Source organism: Actinomyces bouchesdurhonensis, from assembly GCF_900128465.1.
Lineage (GTDB): Bacteria > Actinomycetota > Actinomycetes > Actinomycetales > Actinomycetaceae > Pauljensenia > Pauljensenia bouchesdurhonensis.
In genome coordinates this window covers 88,309-111,365 of record NZ_LT635864.1, presented here as the reverse complement: position 1 = coordinate 111,365, position 23,057 = coordinate 88,309, and the positions used below count along the sequence as shown (strand labels likewise).

The window sequence follows — 23,057 nt, the reverse complement described above, 5'->3', positions numbered from 1 at the left end:
ACGGGCGCCGCGTTTTCTCGACCGGGGGCGGGCAGACGGACGTGGGGCGGACCCGAAGGCCCGCCCCACGTCCGGCGTGAGAATCGTTCAGCGCACGCGGAACTCGATGGTGGTCCCCTCGCCGACGTCGATGAGGTCGCCGTCGTTCAGGGCGATCGTCACCATGGGGGTGACGTCCTGGAAGGAGCCGTCCGCGTGGCGCAGGACCGTGCCGTTGGCGCTACCCAGGTCCATGAGGGCCCACGAGCCAGGCGTCGTCATCATGACGGCGCAGTGGGAACGCGAGATTTCGGTGGCCGGGCTGGGGACGCGCAGCACGGTCGCCACGGGGCGACCGGTCAGGGCGCGCGCGTCGGGGTCGCGACCGATGACGACGTCACGCGAGACTTCGACGGGCACGGTGCCGCCGTGGATCAGGAAGGCGACGGGCGCAGCGGGGCCGGAGTTGACGGGGGCGAGACGCAGAATCGTGGCCTCGGTGTCCGTCTCGGCGCCCAGGCCGGCCAGGCCCTCGGCACTCATCGCCTCGGGAGNTAGCCTCCCGCACGCTCGGCGGACTCGGCAGTGTCGACCGGCGGTTCCTCGGAGTTAGAAACGACGTAAAGCTCACCTGAGGTCTGTTCGGCGTCCTTCTCGGGCGCCTCCTCCTGCTGCTCATCTGCGTTGTCAGCCGTGTCAATGGAGGAATCCGAGGCCTCGTGGGCGGGCTTAACGGCGGGCGCACAGGCGCGCGGAGAGGGAGGCAACGAGACGGGTCCATTGCTGGTGGCCGCAAGGAACTGGGCCTCAACGGCGGCGAGATCCACTGACGTGGAACGCGGAGCAGGCTCGGGCAGCTCCTCGCGGGCCTCGCGGCGGGCGCGGCGCTCGTGGTCGGGGATGTCAGGGTTGATGAGGAAGCCCATCGTGTCGACGGGCATGGAAGCCAGGGCTTCGACTTCGTCCAGGGCGCGACCGATACGGATTTCAGCGGCCTCGACGCGGTCGGCGGCGGGAACCATCCACGTGACCTCGTCGCCCTCGATGATGGTCGCCTCGAAGGTTTGCCACTCGCCGGGGTTAAAAGGCCACGCCCAAATGGGGTCGGTCCACACCTGCTCGGTGATCTGCCCTGCGGCGCGCATGCGCAGCTGAATATTGCCGAGCACCGTCAGGTAGGGCTGTTCGCCCGCGCAGTCGAGCAGCAGGACGTCGCCCCGCTCTGCCTGCACGTGAGAGAGCCAGGCCTGCGTGTCAGCGCGTCCCCACACGACATCGGCGGCGGAGTCCGCGAAATCCAGCGGAACCAACGCCGCACCGAGCGGACCAGTGACAAGCATCGCGCCTTGGCCGCGACACAGGAAGCGTCCAATCTGAAGCATCAGTTACTGCCTTCTCTCCGAGGAACCCGGCGCGCTGTCTTGATCGACGCCGGACGTACTGGTTGAATCATCCGATTCATGACATTCGATGTCAATGTTACTCGTGATTCGGTTCCTGCGTAAACTACAACAGCGGAGCTATTGTCACGAGTCCCCGCCTCGAGGGATGCACGCACGAGCGCATCGGCGCTTCCCTGCGGCCCATCCCCAGCGGCAACAATGGCGTGAATCTGGGAATCCTGCAGGACTCCATGCACGCCGTCTGTACAGATGACCGCCCGATCGCCTTCTTCGAGCGGCATGATGGTGTAGTCGGCCTTCACACTGCCGGGCTGTCCGGCACCCAGGGCCTTGGTCACAACGTTGGCCGGGGGGATGACGCGGGGCGCCCCGGACGTGGCCGCGAGATCACGAGCCTCCTGTATGGCAGAGTGGTCGTGAGTGAGTTGACGAATGCCACCGGCTCCCACGACGTATGCGCGCGAATCACCAACGTTGAAGGAGAGCCAGTAGGGTCCTTCCGTGGTACGCAGGACCATGACACCCGACAGGGTCGTGCCGGGGGCGCTCATCGGATTGTCGGCGGGCGCGAGAGAGGCTACCGAGGAGGCTGCCGCGTCAATGGCAACCGAGAGATCAACCAGATCCACGGGTCGATTCCCGAGGCGTTCGGGACTGAGGAACTGCTGCAGCGTGATGACGGCCCTTGACGAGGCCTGGGCCCCACCGAGGTGACCTCCCATCCCATCGGCGACCGCGAACACGGGCGGGACTGCCAGCCAGGAGTCCTCGTTTTCTGCGCGGACCGGACCGATGTCGGTCGACGCGCCCCACAAAAGCGCGGGGCGCACCGCATGTTCACCCAGAGCCATCTACCTTTTTCTTTCTCGCTGCGTTGAGCGCATGGGATAACGCCTCACTCGGTTATTCTACACGCGCACCGCGCATGGTTACGCGCTATCGGACAGGGTCTGAGTAGGCCAACTGGGCGCGGAAGACGCCCTCCTCGCGCGAGACGACAATCGCTCGACCCGGCACAGCTCGGACCGGCTTGATGCGTCCAATTACCTGACCTTCGTCAGGGTTACCAGACAACATAATGCCCGTTGTTCCCAGATCAATGAGCGTCTGGAGGACCCGCTCGTACAGGGCACGGGACACGCCGCCCATGCGCCTCGTGAGAACCAGATGGAGACCAACATCACCCGCCTGGGATAGCAGCGGCTGGAGCGGCATCAGCGGGTTGCCTTCAGAAGTCACCACCAGGTCGTAGTCGTCGACAAGGACCCACACCTCGGGACCAGACCACCACGACCGTGTTGCGAGCTGCTCCGCGGTCACGTCATCGCCTGGCAAACGCATCTTGAAGAAATCAGCGAGCTCGCGCATCGAAGCGGCGACATCTTCAACGCGCGTGAAGTAGTCGAGCGAATACTCGGGGGGCACGACGCCGAGGGAGGCCCTACGCAGGTCGATAGAGATGATCCGCGCCTGATTCGGGGTGTTGCGTGCCATGATTTCGCGCGCAAGGGAACGCAGGAACGTAGTCTTTCCAGACTTGGAGTCCCCGAAGAGATAAAGGTGTTGTTCAGAATTCGGGTCGAAGCGGTAGGGACCGAGACGCGACTCTTCGATACCGAGCATGAGCGCGGGAGCGGGACCCTGCACGGGCGCGTCCGCGCCAGGCAGCTGCGCGATCTGAGCCGCGGTGATCTTTGTGGGCAACAGGCGCAGCTTCGGGCCGGGACCCGCGGGCAACGCCGCCCGAATCATCTGAAGCGTAGCCGCCACGCCCTCGGTCACTGTCGTCGGATCCGGATCGCCGTCGGCGCGCGGCAGACCAACGAGCACGTGATGCTTCGACATGGAGACGCCGCGACCGGGACGAGCCCCGGGGATCTGCTTCTGGACGTTACGGTCAAGTGCCGAGTCACGGAAGTCACCGATCTTGAGCTCAAGCTTGGAGCCAAGCATGTCGGCCACCTGCATACGGAAGTCACTCCATCGCGAGGTGGCCACCACGAGGTGAACACCGAAGGTCAAGGCTCGGCTGAGCATCGTCCCGATCGTCATGTCGAGATCGTCGAAGTCGGCCTTCAACGACGCCCAGTTGTCGACCACGAGGAACACGTCGCCGTAGCCGTCGTCGTAGCGCCCTTCAGCGCGTCCGCGGCGATAGGTTTCGATGGAGTCGATCCTATGTTCGCGGAAGTAACGCTCGCGATCCTCGATGATGCCTCGAATCTCAGCGATCATTCGAGTCAGGATTTCGTCGGTGTCACGTGTGGCGACAGCGGCGACGTGTGGGGCATCCGTGAAGGATGCGAACGTGCCGCCGCCCAGATCAATGATGTAGAACTGGACTTCCTGCGGCGTGTAGATGAGCGACAAAGACATGACGAGGGAACGCAGCGTCATCGACTTACCGGTGAGCGGGCCGCCGACGACCGCGAAGTTACCGGCAGCGCCCGACAGGTCAAAGGTCAGCACATCGCGGCGCTGCTCGAGCGGGAGGTCGCGGGTACCCATCGGGAAGACGAGCGAGCCGCGCTCACGCCACTGCCTCGACACATAGCCGAGGCCCTCAACCGGCGCCAGATCAGGCATGAGCTGATCGAAGGTGTCGGGAACATCGAGCGGGGGCAGCCACACTTGGTGGGCGGGTATCCCCTTGCCAGCCATCTTGGCGACCGCGATGTCTAGCTCGCTCATCTCCGCCCACTGTGCGTCCTCGGGCAGGACCATAGCCTGGCCGGTCGATGCCTGGGGGGCGCCCGGCTCTTCGCGGGTCAGAACGGGGGCGAGGCTGAAGGGCAGGACTTTGATCTGGCGATCCGGCGTGCCCGCCGTGGACATCTGGGTGGAGGCAACGGTTCGCGGCGGCGGTGGAGCTGCGACGTACGAAGCTCGGAACCGGATGAGTTCGTCGGTTCCGGGCATGAGGTAGCCGGAGCCAGGCAAGGACGGAAGTTCGTAGGCGTCGGGCACGCCCAGAACTTCACGGGACTCGCTGGCCGAGAAAGTCTTCAGGCCCACGCGATACGACAGGTGCGACTCGAGACCTCTCATCCGCGAGGTTTCAAGCCGCTGAGAAGCGAGCAACAGGTGAATCGACAGCGAACGGCCCAGACGACCGATTGCGACAAAGAGGTCCGCGAACTCGGGCTTGGCGGTGAGAAGTTCCGAGAACTCGTCGAGGATGATGAAGAGGGCAGGCATTGGGGGGAAGCTGTGCTTGCCAGCGACACGGTCAGCCTCATAGTCCGTGACGTTCGCATAGTTGCCTGCGTCGCGTAGGACTTCCTGGCGGCGCACCATTTCACCCTTAAGGGCGTCCTGCATGCGGTCCACGAGGGACAGTTCGGACTCGAGGTTGGAGATCATGGCAGACACATGCGGCAGGTTCGACATGCCGGCGAAGGTCGCGCCGCCCTTGAAGTCGACGAGGACGAAGTTGAGCTGCTCGGGCGAGTGCGTGAGGGCGAGGGCGAGCACAAGGGTGCGCAACACCTCCGACTTACCGGAACCGGTCGCACCGATGAGCAGGCCGTGCGGACCCATACCCTGCTGCGCGGCTTCCTTAATGTCAAGGAGGACGGGGATGCCCTCGGGAGTAACACCGAAGGGGACGCGCAGGCGGTTCCTACCAACGCGTCGCACCCAGGACTGCTCGGGGTCAAAGTCTCGAATGTCACCCAGGTGCAACAGCTCCAGCAGATCAACGGTTCGCTTGACGTCGGAACGCCCAACCGGCGTTTCGCTCTCCTTGGCTCCCTCGTCGGATGCGAAGGGAGTCAGACGGCGCGCGATGGCCTCAGCTTGGGCTTGACCGACGCGTTCCCACTCGCCGACGATGGCCTGGTGACTGAAAAGGTTAACTTCGAGCACGCCCCGCGTCTCACCCTTAGCGGCAGGGTGCACGAGAAGTCGCACAGTGGAGGGACTGGTCAAGGGACCCCATTTTTCGTGGAGATTAATGGTCGTCACCCCAACGGCACCCTCTGGGGAACCCAACTGGGTCGAGGCCGGCAACTCGGCTCCGTCACACACGAGGAGGACATGCGGCCAGGGGGTAAGGTCGTCGCGCGGCGCAAAAGCTGGACGATCAACGACATCGGAACCGAGCAGATCCAGCAGATCAACAGCCTCGGTCACGACCATGCGGGCGGGTCCAACCGCATCTGATTCAACGGTCGAACCGGCGTGGGGGAGCCACTTCACCCATTCCCACTCGGGAAGGCGATCCGGCGAGCACAGCACGGCGATGCGCAGGTACGTGGGACTCACGAAGGTCGCCAGGTGCGTCATGATGAGCCGCGCGATACCAATCGTGTCGTCGTGGCGACCCGCCAGTTCGATATGCGAATAGTCCTCCAAGGGAACACCGAAGGCGACGCTGTCCAGGTTGCGGTGCGTCTCGATGAAGCGCGTCATCGCCGACAAACACACGATGTCAGGATTGGCCATTGGGGGCAAATCCGGGGGCAGCAGTTCCATCGCAAGGCCCTGTTCAGACACACCCACGCGCGCGTTAAGCATCTCGACACCCGGCTCACGCTCCCACACGCGTTCGCCCTGTTCCGCGACCGCCACCAAGGCCTCGGGCGCGGGAAGCGCCCAGTTCACGAATGCCCGCTGGCGATCCGCGACGTTACGCACCGTCTGCCTGGTCTCCGCCAGGTACGCCAAGTATTCACCGCGCAGCGTCTTGACTTTCTGGCGGTGCTGGGAGACCTGGCGGTACACGTTGAAACCGACCATGGCGACCATCGCGAAGACCATGCCGCCAGCCATCATTAGCATCATGGGGTTACGGCCCTGGCCGCCCCCTGCGGATGCCTGAGAGATCGCCATGAAGATCATGACACCCATGGAACCCATCATGGGGATAACCATGGCGAGTACGTTACCAATGCCTGCGGCCTCCGCCTGATTCGGCGGCGGCTGGATGGGGATTTTCCCCTCCGGCATCTCCGGTACGCCCTCTAAGACATCCTCAGAGTCAGCCATCGTTCCTCCCTCGTAGCTGCACGCGGCTCTCAGTCGTCCCCGCTATCCTAACGTGCGTCAGAGATGAACTTTTGCCAAGCACACGTCTGATGACACAATACTGTGTGTGGGTCAGGCCTAAGAGTCAACGAGAGGAGGGGCGCGTGGGAAACGCTCAGGCATCGATCACGATTGTGGGCGGCTCCCGGCGGGACGATTACGTCATCCCCGTCGGCATGACGATTGCGGGGCTGCTCGCTCTGATCGAGGTCGACCTGGCGAAGCTGTCTGCGCGACTCACGTTGGGCGGCGGACGCCCCGTCGAACTCGGCGCCGTCATCGGTCGCGACATTCCGTCCGGTTCCGTCGTGACCATCGTCGGCTCGCAGGAATCGGCTCAGGCCCTGGCGCACGACCGGCAGGCCACCAGCAACCGCCGTTTCCGCCCCGCCATGGCGACCCTCTCCTTTATATTCGTGTCCTCTCTTCTGACACTCCTCGGTGTCGTTGCCCCAACGCTCGCCCTGTACACGACGGGCAACGAACTGCTTCCCCCGTGGATCACGGGCACATGGATCCGTGTGGCGCTCGGCTCTGTCTGCGCGCTCATCTGGATGTTGCCTCTTGCTGATCGGGCTCATTGCACCCGCGGGTTCGCTCTTTTTGGATGCTGCGCGGCGTCCGGAATCAGCATCGGAGTGGCGATCTCGCCGCTGCCCGGATCCGCTTCGCTGCTGCCCGTCATCGTTTCCTGGTCGTGTCTGCTCCTCTCGGGACTCGTCCTGTTCGCTCGATCGACAGCGAGTGCCCGCGTCACCGTTCAGGGTTTCGCGATGATCGCCGCGGCCCTGACACTGGCCTCCCTGAGTATGTTGAACACGATCAGGGTTGCGCCCCTTATTTTTGCCGCGTCGATCATCTTCGTTTCGTTGTCGCCCCACCTGGCACTACAGATCCCGGATCATCAGATCCTTGACCTGCCGCTGGTGATGAAGCGCTTGCCGTCGATCCGCCTCACAGTTCTGCCCCCACCGTCGCGTATCACACCCTCACGCATCAATAAGACACTGGCGGAAGCTAACTTCCGGTCGCACTCGATCCTGTCGAGCGCCACCATCATCGCCTTCGTGTCGGGCGCGGCCACCGCCTATCAGCTTCCCGTCGGTGGCCCCGTTCCCTACGCCGGCTACACTACGCTCGCGCTGTGCCTCCTTGCGGTCCTCGCGTTGGTGACTAATTCGCGGGCTAAACGCGACCACTTCACCCATTACGGGCCTCGCGTCGTCGCGTTGGTCGTCTGGGTGGCGCTATTTTTTGCGCCGGAATGGAACCAGTTCGTCGTGCGCTCGACGGGAGAGTCGGCGGTCCAAACGCTGTCGCTCGCGCGGTATGTCGTGCTCCCCCTGTCTCTGTGCCTGCTGGCTTTGATTGTGCCACTGACCGCTCTCATCAGGTCCGGTCGTGAACCTTCGGCGTTGGTCGGCCGAATCATTGATATTGTCCAAGGCTTCTCGCTGACCTTGCTGTTGCCGGCCGCGACCTACGGGTCGGGTCTCTTCGATTTAGTTTGGCGGAAGGTATTATGACGCCCACTTCACCGGCCCTGGTTCCCGTTCCCGCGTCTGCGGGCAAGCGCGCCATGGCGCTCCTCGTTGACCTTCTTGGGGCCGCATTGGTCGCGTTCGTCGCTTCAACGCTGTCGCACGGCAGCGTTGCCGTCACCGTGACGACGGTGGTTGAGTTCGCGGCTGTCGAGGCCATAATGATCGCCATCACCGGGCGGTCGATCGGAGTGTCCGTCACGCGCTGCGCGTTGGTGCGCGCTGATTCCTCCCAACTCTGTCCTTCTCTGGGGCGTTCCTTCGGGTACGTGTCTCTGACGGCGCTGACCTCGATCATCGTGCCGGTTCCCTTCGTGTCCGTGCTGGTGGGCGGCTACCAGGGGTCCTGGATGGCGAAGCTCTGCTCGCTGCAGTGCGTGACCTTTGCGCCGGAGGACACCATGGCCGAGGCCGCAGCTCCCTCGAGTCCGTACGGGAACGCGCGTGCGCGCACCGTCGGCGGCTACACGAACTTCGGGTCCGTGACGGGAGCGCCGTCGACTCAGGCCGGCCTGACTCGCGAGCATACGTGGGCCGATCAGCCACGTGCCGCCGCACCCTTGGAGAGCGCAGCGCACGCGCCCGTGTCGCCGTTCTCCATGCCGGTGCCCGCGAACCCGCAGGCCCCGGGACGCCCGATCGCCATCTCCGCTCCCGCGCCCAATCGTTTCGCCGCACCCCAGGAGAGCGCACGCCGCGCCGAACCGGCTGCACCAACCTCGCCCACGCCTCGTACCCCGATGACACCTGGCGCACCGACGGCGCCCTCGACGCGTCCTGTCCCCTTGCCTGCCCCGGCCCAGTCCGCGCCGTACGACGCACGCGGGGCGGGAGACATGACTGCGCCCGCACCCTCCAAGGCCTCACTCACCCCGGCTGCGCCCACCGCGACAGCGCCGCTGGCCGCACTCCTGCTTGACACTGGCCAGTCGATCCCGATTAACAGGACCATTGTGCTTGGCCGCGCGCCCTCTCAACTGAGCGCAGCCGACACCCCCATCGCGATCGACGACCAGACGCGGTCTCTGTCGCGCACGCACGTGCGGATCATGCCGTCAGCGACCGGAATTACGATCGAGGACCTCAACTCGGCGAACGGCACGCGCGCACGCACCCCGGGCGGACGCACGCACACGCTTGTTCCCGGGCGGCCCATCGAGCTACCCATCAACAGCCAGCTGCTGCTGGGCGAGCGCCTCATCTCCGTTGTTGATCTGCGCCAGAGGCGTTAATCCGTCTCTGCCTGACGCTGGCTTTAGCAGCGCAGAGCGTGGCGATGGTGTCACTTCGGCGATCGACGTTCCGTGGTCTGCGGTGGCCCGCGGCGGTTGCCTTGCACGAGTTGGCGCGCGGAGCACTCACACGCCCCGGCCCGCCACTAAGCCTCCTGTTGTGCACTCCTTCCATCTGGTAGGCTAGATGCGTTCCAACGGCGCGTTTCGATCAGGGAGTTGTCATGGGTATTGAAAGTGTTCCTGCGGAAATGATGGCTGACTACCAGCGGTGGAATGGGTGGATCACCAAGCTGACCGTGGGCGAGGACAGCGTCGTGGCCAGGCTCAATACGGCCGCCAACAAACTAAAGACAAACAGGAGTGGGCAGACGGTTGGCAAGTGGGGCGTGGAGGAGGGGCCGCAGGCCTTCCAGGCCCGCTACTCCACTTACCTGGACCAGGAGATCACTGCGCTGACGCAAATGGCAAATAACGTCACTAAGTTTGTCGCCGAATTACGGGATGCTGTTGACCGACTCGAGAAAGGCGATACGTCATCGGCGTCGAACCTGAAAGAGAAGGGGTCGAGCGTCTCAGCGATCTACAGCTCCGAGAGGATGCAGCAGATCTGGGATCAGGACACGACCGGCATGCCCAACATTCCGAGCGACTTGGACTATTAGGTCCGATCTGGGCGTGGTTGGGTTCTCGGCGAAAGGAATGGTCATGGGTGCAAGCACTCGGTTGAGGGGCCGCATGGCCCGGTGGGTGGCGTGCGCGTCGGCTGCGCTGTGCGCCCTGGTGGGAGCGGGCGGCCCCGCGTGGGCCAATAATAGGCCGGTCCCCACTCCGACGGCGAGCGTGTCCCAAGCACCCGACACGCCGCTCCTGCCCGGACACGTCATCACGATCTGGGTGCTCATCGACATGACTATTTCGAACGTCCGCACTGACCCAGCGGAGGACGTCTTCAACATGGAACTCACCTTCAACGGCGGGTGGGGCGGCTCCCAGGTCATTACGGACGAGGAATGCCAGGGCCTGGTCAACACGTTCCTGTCGGGCGCCAGCCCGGATTTTTTCACCCACGCCCAGACAGTTGGAGACGCCTGCCAGCTTGATGCCTACTACACGGGCGACGCCGCTCACGCTTTCTACTCCGTGGACGAGGGCGGACACACCCAGGTACGCGCCCCCATGACCTACCTCAACCAGATCGCCTCCGCCTTCGAGGACGCCACCATCGAACAGCTTGACGTCCGCTTCCTCCAGATCAACAACGCCCACTGCAACGCCGACGCAACCATGGAAATCCTCGATGAGCCACTGTCCGTCGGCCACTCCAGCTGGTGTCAGTGGATGGTGCGTCAAGGGGCCACCATCCCCACCACAGATGACCCGCTCCTCGAAGGCGACATCGAACAAACATTCTTCGACTTCGGCTACGGCACCGTCGGCCCGTTCACCGACCTGACGCTCCCCGTCAACCCCTTCACCCTCACGCCCACGCCCACGCAGGCCGCGGACGATTCTTCTCCCGCCTCCGCCTCTTCTTCGCCGCGGGGCCTCATCATCGGCGTGGGCGCCACCATCACCGTCCTAGCCCTCGCAGGCCTCGCAGCCCTCATCTGGGCGCTACGCGCCAAGAAGTAACAGCGTCCACGCACACATTCAGAACGCGTCGTCCCGCGGCCCGTTGACACGACTGACTCCCGGCGCAGCCGGCGGGGCGTCGAACGCGAACCCGGCGTGTCAAGTCCCGGGTTTTGTGGAGGCTTGTTGAGGCCGCTTCCTTTCGTGTTGTTGTGTGTTGGTTTTCTGCTTGTTGTGGCGTGATGCCGCCCAGGGCGAGGTGGGGCGGCGGGTGTTGTACCAGTGGACCCAGGCGGCGGTTTCGCGCGTCGGCTTCCAATCGGGCTGGTTCCCCAGTAATGTCGCACGTAATTCCCGTGCACATATTTCAGACATTGAAATGTGGTCGTTGGAATTGCAACGTTTGTGGCCTATCTCGAAAAATGACCGCGTTAAATTACGTGCGACTTTTNAGAACCAGCACCATCACGACCACCCGTAGTCCCACGCGCAGAACCAGCAGCACCACGCCCGGCGACACCACCACGCGAACCCGCGCCACGAGCCTCAACAACCCCAGCAGCACCACGCGCAGAACCAGCACCACGCGCAGAACCCGCACCACCACGCCCAGCGACACCGCCACGCGAACCCGCACCGCCACCGCCAGAGCGAGCCTCACTTAGACCAGACGACCCCACAAGACCCCCACGGCCACCAGCGCCACCCGAACCAACCGGAGCAACACCAGAACGCATACCCGCCACGCCAGCGCCGCGACCCACCGCACCGCCACCTAACAGAGCAGAAGGACGCAACACACCACCAGCAGGAGCAACAGAACGCAAAGGAGAACCAGCCACACCCGTGGCAAGCCCACCAATACCCGAGAAACCACCACCATGCGACACAGCAACACCAGCCGCACCAACCCCAGAAGTAGCCATCAACACGCCACCAGCAATCCGAGCACCACCACCACTAGGAGGCACCGCACGCCACGCCGGATCATCCACATTGAGCACATCAGCAGGCATATGACCACCAACTGGCCCATTAGGCGTCATCCGCTGATTCACCGGCGTTGTCGTCAAGTCGATGTGAGACAGTTGTGCGGGATCGGTGATCGGATTCGACGGGCTGCCGGGTTCGCCGGCCGTTGGATAGGCCCATCCATTCGAACCTGAACCCGCGACCGTATGCGCGCCCACGGTGGGAACAAGGCCGCCGCCAGCGCCGCCGCCACCGCGGCGACCATTACCGCCACCGCCAGCGCCGCCCTGCTGACCATCATCACCGTGAGACTGCCACGCGTCAGGCACGTAGTCGTCCTTCTGCGACGCGAAACTCTGTGCCTCCTGCTTGCCCTTAGTGTTGACAGCGTTCAGGATTTCTTGCGCCCTGGCCTCGCGCACTTCGTTGCGCTGGGCTTCCAGCGCCGCCAGGTATGCGTCACCGCTGGCTTCGACAGCGCCACCCATTCGGGCGGAGACTGAGGCATCAGGGATCGTCACCTTCTCCTTGCCGCTGTACGTCTCAATTTCCCAGGCGGACAGCAACTCCGGGTTCAGCTGTTGAGTATTCGCAACCTGCGTGTGCATCTCCTCGCGAACGGCGAGGTGGTGGGCCTTCGACGACTCGATTCGCTGCAAGTGTCGGTTGACGTCACTGATAAAGTATGACATCCACCGGTCGGCGCCACTCTTGGTCTGCGACTGTCCCACGCTCTCATCAGCTGTGAAACACTCCGACGTGTCCTTTGCGGTGTCGACATCGGTGTGGGCGTTTCCGGCGCGATTATCTTCGGCCAGATCCTCGGACGCCAGGGGCATAGCGGACAAACTCAAGAACGCCTTCGCGCGTTCGTACAGGGGCGATTCAACAGCCATAGCGCAACCTCACTTGCACTCAACAAGACCCAGGTAAAAGCTTGGAACCACGCGCCACGCGCGCGGCTCCGAAGACAGTTGTTGCGGGGAGGAAAACTCCGGTCTCCTCCCCGCAGCGACTGTGGCGTGTCAGCTGAAGGACGCGGCGTTACGAGAGTCCGTCGCCTCTGCGGACTGGCGTGCCTCCATCACGGCATTGGACACGTTGGTAAGGATGTCCACGATGCCGTTCATGCCGTCGGTCCACTTGGCCTTGGACGTCTCGTAGGCCTCCTTCGCCCGTCCATCCCAGGAGGACTGCAGCTGGCGGAGCTGAGAATCCATGTCTTCAAGCCGGTTCTTCAGATTCGTGACGCCGCTGTCCATGTCGGCGACGGCCTGCTCGATATTTCCGTAGCTGTAAACAATATCGCTCATGATAAATGCCTTTCTCTGCTCTCAGAGCAGCTGCGCTCCGTACTTGTTCATCGTGGCGGCCTGCTCTGCTTCGTTCGCCTTCATCTTCGTGTCGGACGAACGCATCGCCGAGTGCAGCTCTGTCAGCGCATCGGTCACCTTACGGGCTTCAGTGTCCCACTTACTCATGACGCTCGTGAACGCGCTGGCTGCCTCGCCCTGCCACGACGAGCCGATGCCCGCCAGCTTGGACTGCAGGCCCGACAGTTCAGACTGGATTTGCTGTTGAGCTTCCTCGATGGTCTGCGCACCCTTGAGCAGCGCGCCATCGAGAGCCTTCTGATCGGTCATTTTTCCTCCCAGATCATCGGGAAACAAGCGCATCCACGGTGGGTGCGCCCTACTTGCGCAGCCAGTTTAACCACATAAACGAAACAAAGTCCAGCCTATCGACAGACAATTTCATTAAACTTCTACCGTTGTGCAGAGTCGTGACAGTTTGCCCCGCACCCCACAAACGGGCAGACTAGGACCATCCCAACCCGGAGGAGACGATGGCCCAGAGCACGCACACCGCCGCTGCACTCACTCCACTGACAGTCACCTTTGACGATCAAACGGTCGACCTGTCGGTCCCTCAGTTGTCTCCATTGGCGGAGTTGATTCCTACCATTTTGCGTAGCCTCGGTCGCATGGACGTGTATGGCGCGTCCGCCGGCTTCACTGTATCTACGTCTTTCGGGCAGCTCCTCGACCAGTCCCTGTGTCTGCGTGATCAGGGCGTGCGCGCGGGCGCATCCCTCACGCTTGAGCGCGCAGGGCAGGGACGCGACGACCAGCGTTTCGATGACCTTGTCGAGGCCGTGGGAAGCGCCGTGGAAAAGTCTGTCGATCCGTGGACACCCCTGGACTCCCTCCAGCTCTCCGTCTACGCTTCCGCGCTCTTCGTCGGGCTGGCCGCCGTCCTCCTGCTGTCGGCATCCTCCCACGAAAGCTCCGTCCTGGGTACCGCCTCTTCCTTTGACGGCATCCGCCTGATCGTCTACCCGATCGTTGGAATCGTCGGCGCGCTTCTCTTGACCGGCACCGCCGCGGTCGTCTCCCGTCGACTCGAGCACGCCTCGGTCGCTCTCTTGGCCGGATCGGCACCCGTCCTCCTCGCCTGCGCCTGCGCGGGTGCCTTACCCGCCGGCCCCTGGACCGCGACTGGGGCTCTTACAGCTGGCGGCGCCCTAACCGTCGCAGCCCTGTGTCATCTTGTCCTGCCCGGAAAACTCCGCGCGAGCGGCCTGTGCCCCGCGATCGTCGGCATGACCCTCGGGTTCCTCGGCTTCTTCTGTGGGCTGCTCGGCATGAACGCTGCTCGCATCGCGGCGCTCATCAGCGCTCTCCTCCTCCTCGTGTGCCTTGCCATCCCGTGGTTCGCCATGGCGTCGGTTCCCGTGCGCGTCACGGGTCCTTCAGCGGCCGCCCAGATCGACCCACGCCAGATCGATAAGTCCGTTTCCATGGGCGTGTCTCTGTCGGTCTCCATCCGTCTGGGTACCTGCCTCGGACTGATCGTCCTGACTCCCATCCTGGCCTCGTCAGCCGAGGGAATCATCCTCGCTTCTCTCATCGGTGCGGCCCTCATGCTCTCCACGCGCTCGATCCGTTCGCGTATCGAAGTCCTCATCGGTGTCGTCTCCGGGATGGCTATCCTCGCGTGGGCCTCCTACGCGGCCGCACTGCTCTCGCCGGCGACGCTCCTGCTCGTGCTCGTCACGTCCCTGGTCGGCAGCCTCCTCGTGCTCGCCACGAATGTCGTGACCCCGAAGGTTCGCCCTTGGCTATCGCGCACTGCTGACACGATCAGTACCGTCGTCATCATCGCCATCCCCCCGTTCGCCCTCTACATCTGGGGCATGTGATGGCATCCAACAAGGACATTCTCGAAGCGCAACGTTACAACCGACGCCGCCTCATCACCTCCTTCGTCGCGGGTTCACCCGACGGCAAAGAAGTTGAACCCCAAGCACCCACGCGTCCTTTCATCATCGGCGCGTTCCTCGCAGTGCTCATGCTCCTCGTCAGCGTCGGCTTGCGTTTCCTCTACCCCGGCGCCGACTCCTCGCAATCCTCCGGCCTGGCCGTCGTCTCAAGCTCCGGCGCCCGTTACTACCTACAGGACGGCCAGTGGCATCCGATCGCTAACCGTACATCCGCGCGGCTCCTGGGCGACTCTTCAACAGCCACGATGAAAATCTCGGACTCTGATCTCGCCAAATACAGCCAGGGGCAGGCCCTCGGGATCCCTGATGCCCCCGAGGACGTCCCCTCCACCGCCAGCCGGATGAGCGCCGACTGGACCAGCTGCGCAATCTCCGAACACACCTTTACGTGGATCGGTAACTCGTCCCTGCTGTCCAGCAATGGTCTGCACAGCGCCCGCAGCGCCTACGTGTCCCCCTCCGGTAGCAACGACTCCTTCGTCGTTGCAGGCTCCTCCAAGTTCCGGGTCCCCTCCAGCGCAGGAGACATCGTCGCACGGCTGCGTATCGGCTCCTCCCCCATCGCCGTCGACCCCAATTGGCTCTCGCTCTTCGACGACGGCCCCGACCTGACCACCTGGAGCGTCGACGAACCCGGCGGGGCCATGGCCTCGTACCCCCAAAATAACGGTTCCCTGCGTCAGGGAAGCATCGTCGCCGTCAAAGACACGGGAACCACGACCTACTACGTGCTGGTCTCCTCCGGACACGCCTACCCCCTGTCGCCGCTGGCCGCCGCACTTTACGAGGGCACGACCGCAGCACCCAACGGCACTATCGAGGGCGCGCTCGCCCTCCAGCCAGGGGCCTTCGCCCAGTCCTTCACAGTCGCTCAAACCGACATCGAACCCTCGCCTTTCCCCAGCGAATGGGCGCAGCTCGAAGGCCTCTACCCCTTCGATTCGGACTCCACCGGCGCAGGATCCGACGACGACAACCCGAAGGTAATCCGCGTCCGCGATCAGGTGCCCTGCGCGAGCCTGGACCGCGGCCAGTCGGCCGCAGGGACCCCTAACGCGAACAAGCAGGCTGCCAGTTCCGCCCACGCTACCCTGACCGTCATGTCCCAGGACGGCGCACGTCGCGCCTCCTGGAACCTGGACCCCACGGCCAATGTTCCTGCCTCGTATTCGCCCGGAGCTGCGCTGGTTAAATCCGGCTACGGTACCCTCGCCCAGGGCTCCAGCAACGGTCAGAGCGACCCGCCGCTCACGTTCGTCTCAGACCTGGGACTGCGTCACTCCCTCGGCGAGGACCAGAACGATACCCTCCAGCGCCTCGGATGGAACGCTCAGTTCATCCAGCCCGTCCCCGAGCAGTGGCTCGAACTCATCCCGACCGGCGTCGAACTATCGAACCGTGCCGCCCGCCGGGAGGTTGCCGGTGGGGGCAGGTCATGAGGTGCCAGGCGACGCGCACCACCGGCGCNGAACATCACGAAGGGCGGTAACGTCACCGTCGCCATCGTCGATTCGGGTATCAGCCCGTCCAGCAAACACTTCGTTCCCGTGGGTCCCTCCACGGACCGCGGCGAGGATTCCGCCCGCTTTCCATCCGGTTCCATCGTCCTGCCGGGCCTTGACCTGGTGTCTTCCGGCGGGGATGGGCGTACCGACACCTACGGGCACGGCACGCAGGTGGCGGGCATTATCGCCTCCCGGCTCCTGCCCGAGCAATCCGCCCTCGAGGGGGTTGCTCCGCGCGTCGCCCTGCTCCCCGTGCGCGTGTACGACACGTTCAACGAGGACCCTCAGAACGGTCAGACCGGGCTTGACGCTGGAAAAACCGCGCAGGGAATCGCGTGGGCCGCCAGCCAGGGGGCGCAGATCATCGTCGTCCCCCAATCACAAATTGAGCAGGATTCTCGACTCGACGAGGCCGTGGCATCGGCGACCGCTCAGGGATCCCTCGTGGTCGCGTCGGCGGGCAACGCGCAGACGCAAATCGTCCAACAGTATGGAACGGACACGGTGCCACGCTACCCTGCCGCCCACCCTGACGCGCTCGCTGTAACCAGCGCGACCGGTGGCGTGCCCGACGGTGGGCAAGTCTCGGGTGTGCACGTCGACGTCGCCGCGCCCTCCATTTCGTCGCTCACCACGGCGCTCGCCGGCGGCGACTGTCTGACCGGTGAAGCTAACAACGAGACCACCGGCAGTTCGTCTTTCGCGAGCGCCTACGCTGCGGGAGCCGCCGCCCTCGTCGCTTCTGCTCACCCCGATGAGGGTCCCGCCATGTGGAAGTGGCGTCTCGAGGCCACCGCGCGGCGCGTAAGTCCCGCCGCCAGATCCAACGGTGTGGGCTGGGGCATGGTTAACCCCTACGCAGCCATCACCGTGTCCGCGACCGCCCGCATTGACGGACCCGTCAACCCGATGACCGGCACCAGCGGCCAGGACACCCCTCCCACTCTGCCGGTCACGCAGCGCGCCTCAGGTGAAGCGGCTCGCACACGCACAAACCTCACTGTTGTCGCTATCGCGCTGGGATGCGCGACGTTCCTCGGTTGCCTGGTCGTCGTGTCGTGGCTGCGTCAGCCGGGCCGCACCAAACGCTAGCGGCGTCGTTAAAGGCACCGCCGGGCACGACGCAGCCGCTACTCGACCGCGACGCAGGCGCTAATTGACTGCGATTGAAGGCCCGAGGCCGACACAACCGTACGCACTGTCAGACAGTTGTCGCCGCCGGGTAGCGCCGGCGCCGTCACGGAAGCGACGGGAGTGGACGCGCCCATCGGTGATTCCCCCGGGCGTTCAAGCCGGTATTGGAACATCAGCTGGTCGCTCGCGTAGTTCGGATCGTCGGGCGCACTCCACGTCCACACGATTGACCCGCCCTCCAGGCGACCGCTCAGCCCGCTGGGAGCCGCCGGCGGAACCGTCAGCCCGTTCGGCTCTTCCCCTCGCGCGGTCGGCGATTCTGCGGGGTCGATGCGGATCGAATGCCCGCCACCGGTCAGCATTGCCACGACCAGGCCAGCTATCACGACAGCGGCGACAAGCACGAGCGCCACGACCGCCGGAAAAGACACGCGGCGCCCGACGCTCTCTTCCTCATCCTCAAACGAGGCCGCCTCAGCGCGTCCCGTCGACACGTTGCGCGGGTGGTGCCACGAGTCCGCCACCGGCACGACGCCCGACTCTGAAAAGTCAAATCCCGCGCCCGAACGGATCGTCGCATCCTGCGCCGCAGACGTCGCCCGAGGCCTCGTCCCCACATCCTGGGACGCAATCGGCACGGGGAACCCACCCGCGCTGGAGGCGCTCGGCTGGCCGGGTTCGCAACCGCGGGACGCATCGCGCACCTCGATCGGCGTTTCCGGCAGGCCGATAAGACGCTGGATCCCCTGCAACGACTGCGCAAAAGCCAAAGCGCTGCGCGTCCTGCGCGAAGGGTCGAGCGTCATCGCGGCGCGCAGCACCTCGTCCAACTCGACCGGCACGTCAGCGCGGGCCACCGATCGCGCACGCCCCGAACGCACGCGCATAGCGACCGCAACCGTCGAATTATCCCCGATCGGGTCCTCGAAAGGACTGCGCCCCACGAGCAGCGTCCACAGGCACGACGCCAACGCCCACACGTCCTGTGAGGGTTCCGCGGGCGCAGCGCCGTCGTGTTGTTCCGGCGGCGCCCACAGGACCGAGAACCCATCGGCGCTGCCGCCACCCTGACCGATGCGCGCACTCACACCGAAGTCGGCGAGCACCGGCGCCTTGTAGGCGTCCAGCATGATATTGCCGGATTTAATGTCGCGGTGCACGTATCCCGATCGGTGCAGCATTTCCACGCCCGCGGAAATGCGGATCATCATGTCCAGGGCTGAAGCCACATCCATGGGTCGGGCCCGCACCTGATCGGCGATGTCGGCGACCGGGCAGTACTCCATGATCAGGAACTGGCGGCCGTCTTGCAGCGACCCCACGCCGTAGAGGTCGACGATGGCGGGGTGGCTCGACACGCGAGCCATCGCGTCCGCCTCGCAGCGGACCGCATCGTTGCCACCCTCAACGTTCGACCGCGCGATCTTAATCGCAACGTCGCGCGAGGGAACCTGCTGATGATACAGGTGGACGTCCGCGAAGCCGCCCGAGCCGAGGGCGCGAATCCAGCGGAAACCCTCAATGTGAGGACCCTGGCCTACAATGCCTCCCGGTGTCATGACTTCCTCCTCACGCTTTGGGTGTGCTCCGAGGGACCATCCACGTCCTCGCCGTCATCGGTGGCCGGACCCAAGCCTCGTCCCTGTTTCTTCAGCGCGACCGGCGTGCGGCTCCACGCGCGCAGCAGCGAACGCAGGGAGAAACGGCGGCGCAGGCGCACCCACAGGCTCGCGGAGGACGCCAGGGAGCGTTTCAGCTGATCCACGTCCGACCATGCGGACTCGGCTTCCTTCGGGCCGCCCGTCGCCTCCGCGAAGTCAGCGATGTCGGCGCGACGAGCGATCGCCACGGTCATCGGGACTGTCTCGCGGAACAGTGTCCAGCCGGGAATGAGGGCAGATGTCGACGCCTGGGACGCGACGCGCTCACCCTCCGGCGCCTCGTCATCCTGGCCCTCACGTAGCTTCCAGAACGAGGCTAAAGCCCACGCCGTCTCCTGACGCGTCTGATCGGCGCACACGCGCACACCCGCGTCTATCGCCATGTCGACAACCTCGTCCCACGACCCCACGAGGGCCACGCCGGGTGAAGCCTTGCGCCGCACGCGGGTGCGCCTGGCTTTGAGGGCCATGATGAACACGAAGGGGAGGAGGAGCAGGAACAGTGACCCTGAAATACCGCCAATCATCAGCCACGGGATGCCCGCGCCCGGCGGCTCTTTCGCTGCCACGTCCTGGTCACGGTTGACCGGGGGCAGCTCGACGGGTTCCTCGGGAGGCTCCGGCGGCTGAAGGACCTGGGGACGCGGCGAGTTCTTCTTCGTGTGCGACTTCGACTCTGGCGTGCGGTCCTTGTCGGGGGTCGGGTCGAAAACGGCCCAGCCCGTGTCCGAAAACTCCATTTCCACCCACGCGTGCATGTCGGTACCCAGCAGGGTCGTCGTGTCTGTCGGCTCGCCCGACGGGTACGCGCCGATCACGACGCGCGCGTTCCACCCCAGCTGATGCAGCATGAGCGCCATGAGCGCCGCGTACTGCTCGTCGTCGCCGATCAGGTCGCCGCTATCTGAAATCATCGTCGACAGGCGATTGAGATTGTGTCCTGGGCGCGACTGGTCGGTGTTTTCCGTGAGGTAGAAGCCTTCGTTGTGCAGATACTGCTCGATCGCACGCGCCTTTTCAATCGGCGTTGACGTGCTGCCCACGATCGTCGCCATGAAAGCGTCGAGACCCGTGGGGTAGGGTTCATCCGTATCCGCGTGGAACTTAACAGGCGTGGCGCCAGCGAATTGGGAGTCCGTGGGGGTCACAACCGCATCCGATCGGACCGTCAGCGTTTGCGGCTGCGCGGGCACGCCGGTGGTCAACGCAGCGTTAGCCCACATGTCAAAACGCAGGCCTTCCTGCTGGCTGCTCGCGTTCTCCCCGCTAAACGTCAGCTCACGCACGTTGCCAGCCACGGGCACCCACGGACCCACGATCCCCGATGTCTCGATCGTCGTCGTGAAAGTGGAGTCGTCAGCCTGCGTGCCGACACGCGGGATCGAGGACCCCACCGACACGTAACCGTTGCGCACGTTCACCACCTGCGCGGTCCCATCAGGTTGCGCGATCGTCACTGACGAGGCCTGGGTCTTCGGGGCGCTCATCGTGAACGTCGTCCCGTCATAGACGTCGAGGGCCGCCAGGCGAATGCGAGTGTGTGCAGGCAGGCCCTGCACCGTCATGACGGGCTGCTCAGCCAGATCCTTCTTGTAGTGACGGAAAGCTGCCAGCGGAGACGGGTACTGTCGCACGTTGAACGGCGGTTCCACCAGCTCACGCGCCACGATGCGTCGGCCCACCGGCCCCCACGTCGCGGTCACCGGCAGGGCCACGCCGACCGCGAGCGCGATCATCAGGGACGAGGCCAGCAGACGACGCGAACGGAACACGGCCTGACGGGAGGGACCGCGCGTGGAAGCAGTCGCAGCGCTGGCACCGCCACGGCCTCGTCGATTAACGGACACGTCAAGCCCGAGGGACAGGCGCTGGTGGGAGGACGCCCACGCGAGCCACAGGAAAGCGCCGGCGACCCACACCATGAACGGCCACACGGGCGGCACCAGCCCGGACGGGCCGAACGCCAGGCCCACGACGCCCATGAGGGCGATGGGAAGGACGCCGAGGAGTGGGCGGCCCCATCGCACAGAGACGAGGCCGGCGGCGAGCGCGCAGACCAGGCCGGTTATCCACGGGACAAGAGCGGGACCCACGTAGGAGGCGGCCGGCGGCGTCAGGGTCAGTAGGTCCTTCCAGGAGTCCACAGCGCCGCGCACGAGCGTCAGCAGGGTGTCCGTCGTGGGGACAACGCCCCAGCGCACAGTCGACGGCAGCGCGATAGGGCCGCCCACCAGGAAGTAGACGACGAGGACGACCGCGAGCGTGGACAAAGTGTCCCACGACCAGCGGGTCGAAGCCGCAGCAATCCCCAGGCCGACGCCGACGCCAGCTCCGGCTGCTATCAGGCCCGCGTATGAGCCGAACACGGCCTCGTGCGTGAGGACCGGGCCCGTGAAGAGCACGGCGAGCGCAAAGAAAGACAGGAGGGGCAGGCGGGGCCTGGCCCGGCTCACAGCGTCGACGGTCATCGCAGACCACCCACCAAGTGCGCCAATTCTTGCAGCGACGGGCAGTCGAAGAGCACGCCGCCCTCGAGGCTGCGGCGCCTCGCCCGCTGCTTCGGGTTAATGCGCAGCACCTGGACGGTCACGTCCCTGGGGGTAACCTGCGCGAGGTGAGCGGCTTCCTCGTCGCTGACCGAGGAAGGCGCGATGACGCTCACATACGAGGCCGAGGGACACGAGGCGAAGGCGCGGCGCACGCGGGCCGTGATGTCGGAGCGTCCACTGAAAGACAGGGATGCGAGGGTGTCGAGCATCGAAACAGCTGTGGTCGTGGGCACCCACCGTTTACCCGCCGCGAACGACACCGTACGTGAGGCTGCGATACCTGACAGGGCGAGGGAGGCGGCCACCGAGATCCCGTCCTCAAAGGAGTCACGGTCCCATGAGGAGCGGGCCGTGTCGAGCACGATCAGGTGGTGGGAGCGGTGCGTCTCTTCGTACTGGCGCACGATGAGCTTGCCCAGGCGCGCCGTGGACTGCCAGTGCACGGCGCGCCGGTCGTCGCCCGGCTCATAGTCGCGCAGCGCGTGGAACGACACGTCGGAACTGGACAGCTTCGCGGTCACCACGCCCTCGACATCAACCTGGAAGCCGGTCGCGTCGAAAGGCACGCGGACCGTGCGCGGGTGAACGTACAGGGTCACCGGGTTGTCCCAGGAACGCACGCGGCGCAGCAAACCCAGGCCGTCCGAGCGCACGGTGCGCGCAGGCCCGATCTCGATGACGCCACGGCGGCGCGTGACAACGGAGAAGAACTCGTCCCACGTGCGATGGGAAGACACGCCGGGGACCACGAACTCCGCGACGCCCGCGCCGATGGGCAGCTCAATGACCTCGGTGCCGCCGCGGCGCGCCGTGTCGTTGACGACACGGATCTCTGCGAGCGCCGTCTGCCCCGCCGACACTCTCTCCTGCGGCAGGCGCAGCGACACGCGGTACGGGGAGGGCGCTGCGATCAGGACGATAGCGATGACCAGCAGAGTAACGCAGACGATAGCCAGGGCGAAGGACTCCGCCCAACCCGCCGCCATAGCACCCACACTGCCAGCGATCGCCGATGCGACCACCAGCCACCCGAAGGGAGTGACGACGGCGCAGGCCTCCAGCATGTGGCGCATGCCAGGGATTGCCCGAAGGCGGGTGCCTACTCTCTGGCGCGCCGAGGAGACGGCTCGCCAGGCGCGCGATCGGCCCGTCGAACCGAAGTCAGCGTTCACTGCCGCCATGGCACTCCTCTCAT

The 23,057-nt window shown here is 64.9% G+C and carries 14 protein-coding genes and 1 pseudogene; 7 read left to right on the top strand and 8 right to left on the bottom strand.

From position 1 onward, the window contains the following. Positions 1-87 precede the first annotated feature (87 nt). From BQ7477_RS02240 to eccCa, 3 genes and pseudogenes are all read right to left on the bottom strand, one after another. Positions 88-1,361: pseudogene (locus BQ7477_RS02240) on the bottom strand (FHA domain-containing protein). After that, positions 1,361-2,233, bottom strand: coding sequence for a PP2C family protein-serine/threonine phosphatase (locus BQ7477_RS02235; RefSeq protein WP_073982655.1), 873 nt, complete (start codon positions 2,231-2,233; stop codon positions 1,361-1,363). The pseudogene BQ7477_RS02240 and the gene BQ7477_RS02235 overlap by 1 nt, the downstream one beginning before the upstream one ends. Before the next feature lie 85 nt (positions 2,234-2,318). Beyond that, positions 2,319-6,371, bottom strand: a complete 4,053-nt coding sequence (gene eccCa / locus BQ7477_RS02230; protein WP_073982654.1) for a type VII secretion protein EccCa — start codon at positions 6,369-6,371, stop codon at positions 2,319-2,321. A gap of 143 nt (positions 6,372-6,514) precedes the next feature. On the opposite strand from eccCa, the gene BQ7477_RS02225 reads away from it, so the two are divergent. The 4 genes from BQ7477_RS02225 (at position 6,515) to BQ7477_RS02210 (ending at position 10,818) form a co-directional block, all read left to right on the top strand. Then, positions 6,515-7,936 (top strand): hypothetical protein, encoded by a 1,422-nt coding sequence (locus BQ7477_RS02225; RefSeq protein WP_073982653.1) that lies wholly within the window; start codon positions 6,515-6,517, stop codon positions 7,934-7,936. Next, positions 7,933-9,183 (top strand): FHA domain-containing protein, encoded by a 1,251-nt coding sequence (locus BQ7477_RS02220; protein WP_073982652.1) that lies wholly within the window; start codon positions 7,933-7,935, stop codon positions 9,181-9,183. Before BQ7477_RS02225 ends, BQ7477_RS02220 begins: the two co-directional genes overlap by 4 nt. A gap of 224 nt (positions 9,184-9,407) precedes the next feature. After that, positions 9,408-9,848 (top strand): hypothetical protein, encoded by a 441-nt coding sequence (locus tag BQ7477_RS02215; RefSeq protein WP_084795605.1) that lies wholly within the window; start codon positions 9,408-9,410, stop codon positions 9,846-9,848. Between the two features lie 43 nt (positions 9,849-9,891). Beyond that, positions 9,892-10,818 carry a hypothetical protein gene (locus BQ7477_RS02210; protein WP_129582475.1) on the top strand — a complete coding sequence of 309 codons (927 nt, stop codon included), beginning with the start codon at positions 9,892-9,894 and terminating at the stop codon, positions 10,816-10,818. A gap of 1,937 nt (positions 10,819-12,755) precedes the next feature. On the opposite strand, the gene BQ7477_RS02200 is transcribed toward BQ7477_RS02210, so the two are convergent. Both BQ7477_RS02200 and BQ7477_RS02195 read right to left on the bottom strand, forming a co-directional pair. Further along, the gene (locus BQ7477_RS02200; protein WP_073982649.1) at positions 12,756-13,043 is read right to left on the bottom strand and encodes a WXG100 family type VII secretion target; all 288 of its coding nucleotides are present in this window, start codon (positions 13,041-13,043) and stop codon (positions 12,756-12,758) included. Positions 13,044-13,064: 21 nt separating this feature from the next. Next, entirely contained in the window at positions 13,065-13,373 is a 309-nt protein-coding gene (locus BQ7477_RS02195; protein ID WP_073982648.1) for a WXG100 family type VII secretion target, read from the bottom strand. 203 nt (positions 13,374-13,576) lie between these two features. On the opposite strand from BQ7477_RS02195, the gene BQ7477_RS02190 reads away from it, so the two are divergent. From BQ7477_RS02190 to BQ7477_RS02180, 3 genes are all read left to right on the top strand, one after another. Further along, positions 13,577-14,932, top strand: coding sequence for an EsaB/YukD family protein (locus BQ7477_RS02190; protein ID WP_073982647.1), 1,356 nt, complete (start codon positions 13,577-13,579; stop codon positions 14,930-14,932). Beyond that, on the top strand, positions 14,932-16,452 hold the full coding sequence (locus tag BQ7477_RS02185) for a type VII secretion protein EccB (protein ID WP_073982646.1): 1,521 nt from the start codon (positions 14,932-14,934) through the stop codon (positions 16,450-16,452). Before BQ7477_RS02190 ends, BQ7477_RS02185 begins: the two co-directional genes overlap by 1 nt. Positions 16,453-16,485: 33 nt before the next feature. Continuing rightward, positions 16,486-17,610 (top strand): S8 family serine peptidase, encoded by a 1,125-nt coding sequence (locus BQ7477_RS02180; RefSeq protein WP_073982645.1) that lies wholly within the window; start codon positions 16,486-16,488, stop codon positions 17,608-17,610. Between the two features lie 38 nt (positions 17,611-17,648). Here the strand turns inward: BQ7477_RS02180 and BQ7477_RS02175 are convergent, their stop codons facing one another. The 3 genes from BQ7477_RS02175 to BQ7477_RS02165 are packed head-to-tail and all read right to left on the bottom strand — an operon-like array spanning position 17,649 to position 23,043. Further along, on the bottom strand, positions 17,649-19,211 hold the full coding sequence (locus tag BQ7477_RS02175; protein ID WP_073982644.1) for a serine/threonine-protein kinase: 1,563 nt from the start codon (positions 19,209-19,211) through the stop codon (positions 17,649-17,651). Then, positions 19,208-21,781, bottom strand: coding sequence for a transglutaminase TgpA family protein (locus tag BQ7477_RS02170; RefSeq protein WP_073982643.1), 2,574 nt, complete (start codon positions 21,779-21,781; stop codon positions 19,208-19,210). Before BQ7477_RS02170 ends, BQ7477_RS02175 begins: the two co-directional genes overlap by 4 nt. After that, positions 21,778-23,043: a DUF58 domain-containing protein gene (locus BQ7477_RS02165; RefSeq protein ID WP_084795601.1), complete on the bottom strand. Its 1,266-nt coding sequence runs from the start codon at positions 23,041-23,043 to the stop codon at positions 21,778-21,780. The genes BQ7477_RS02170 and BQ7477_RS02165 overlap by 4 nt, the downstream gene beginning before the upstream one ends. Between the last annotated feature and the right edge of the window lie 14 nt (positions 23,044-23,057).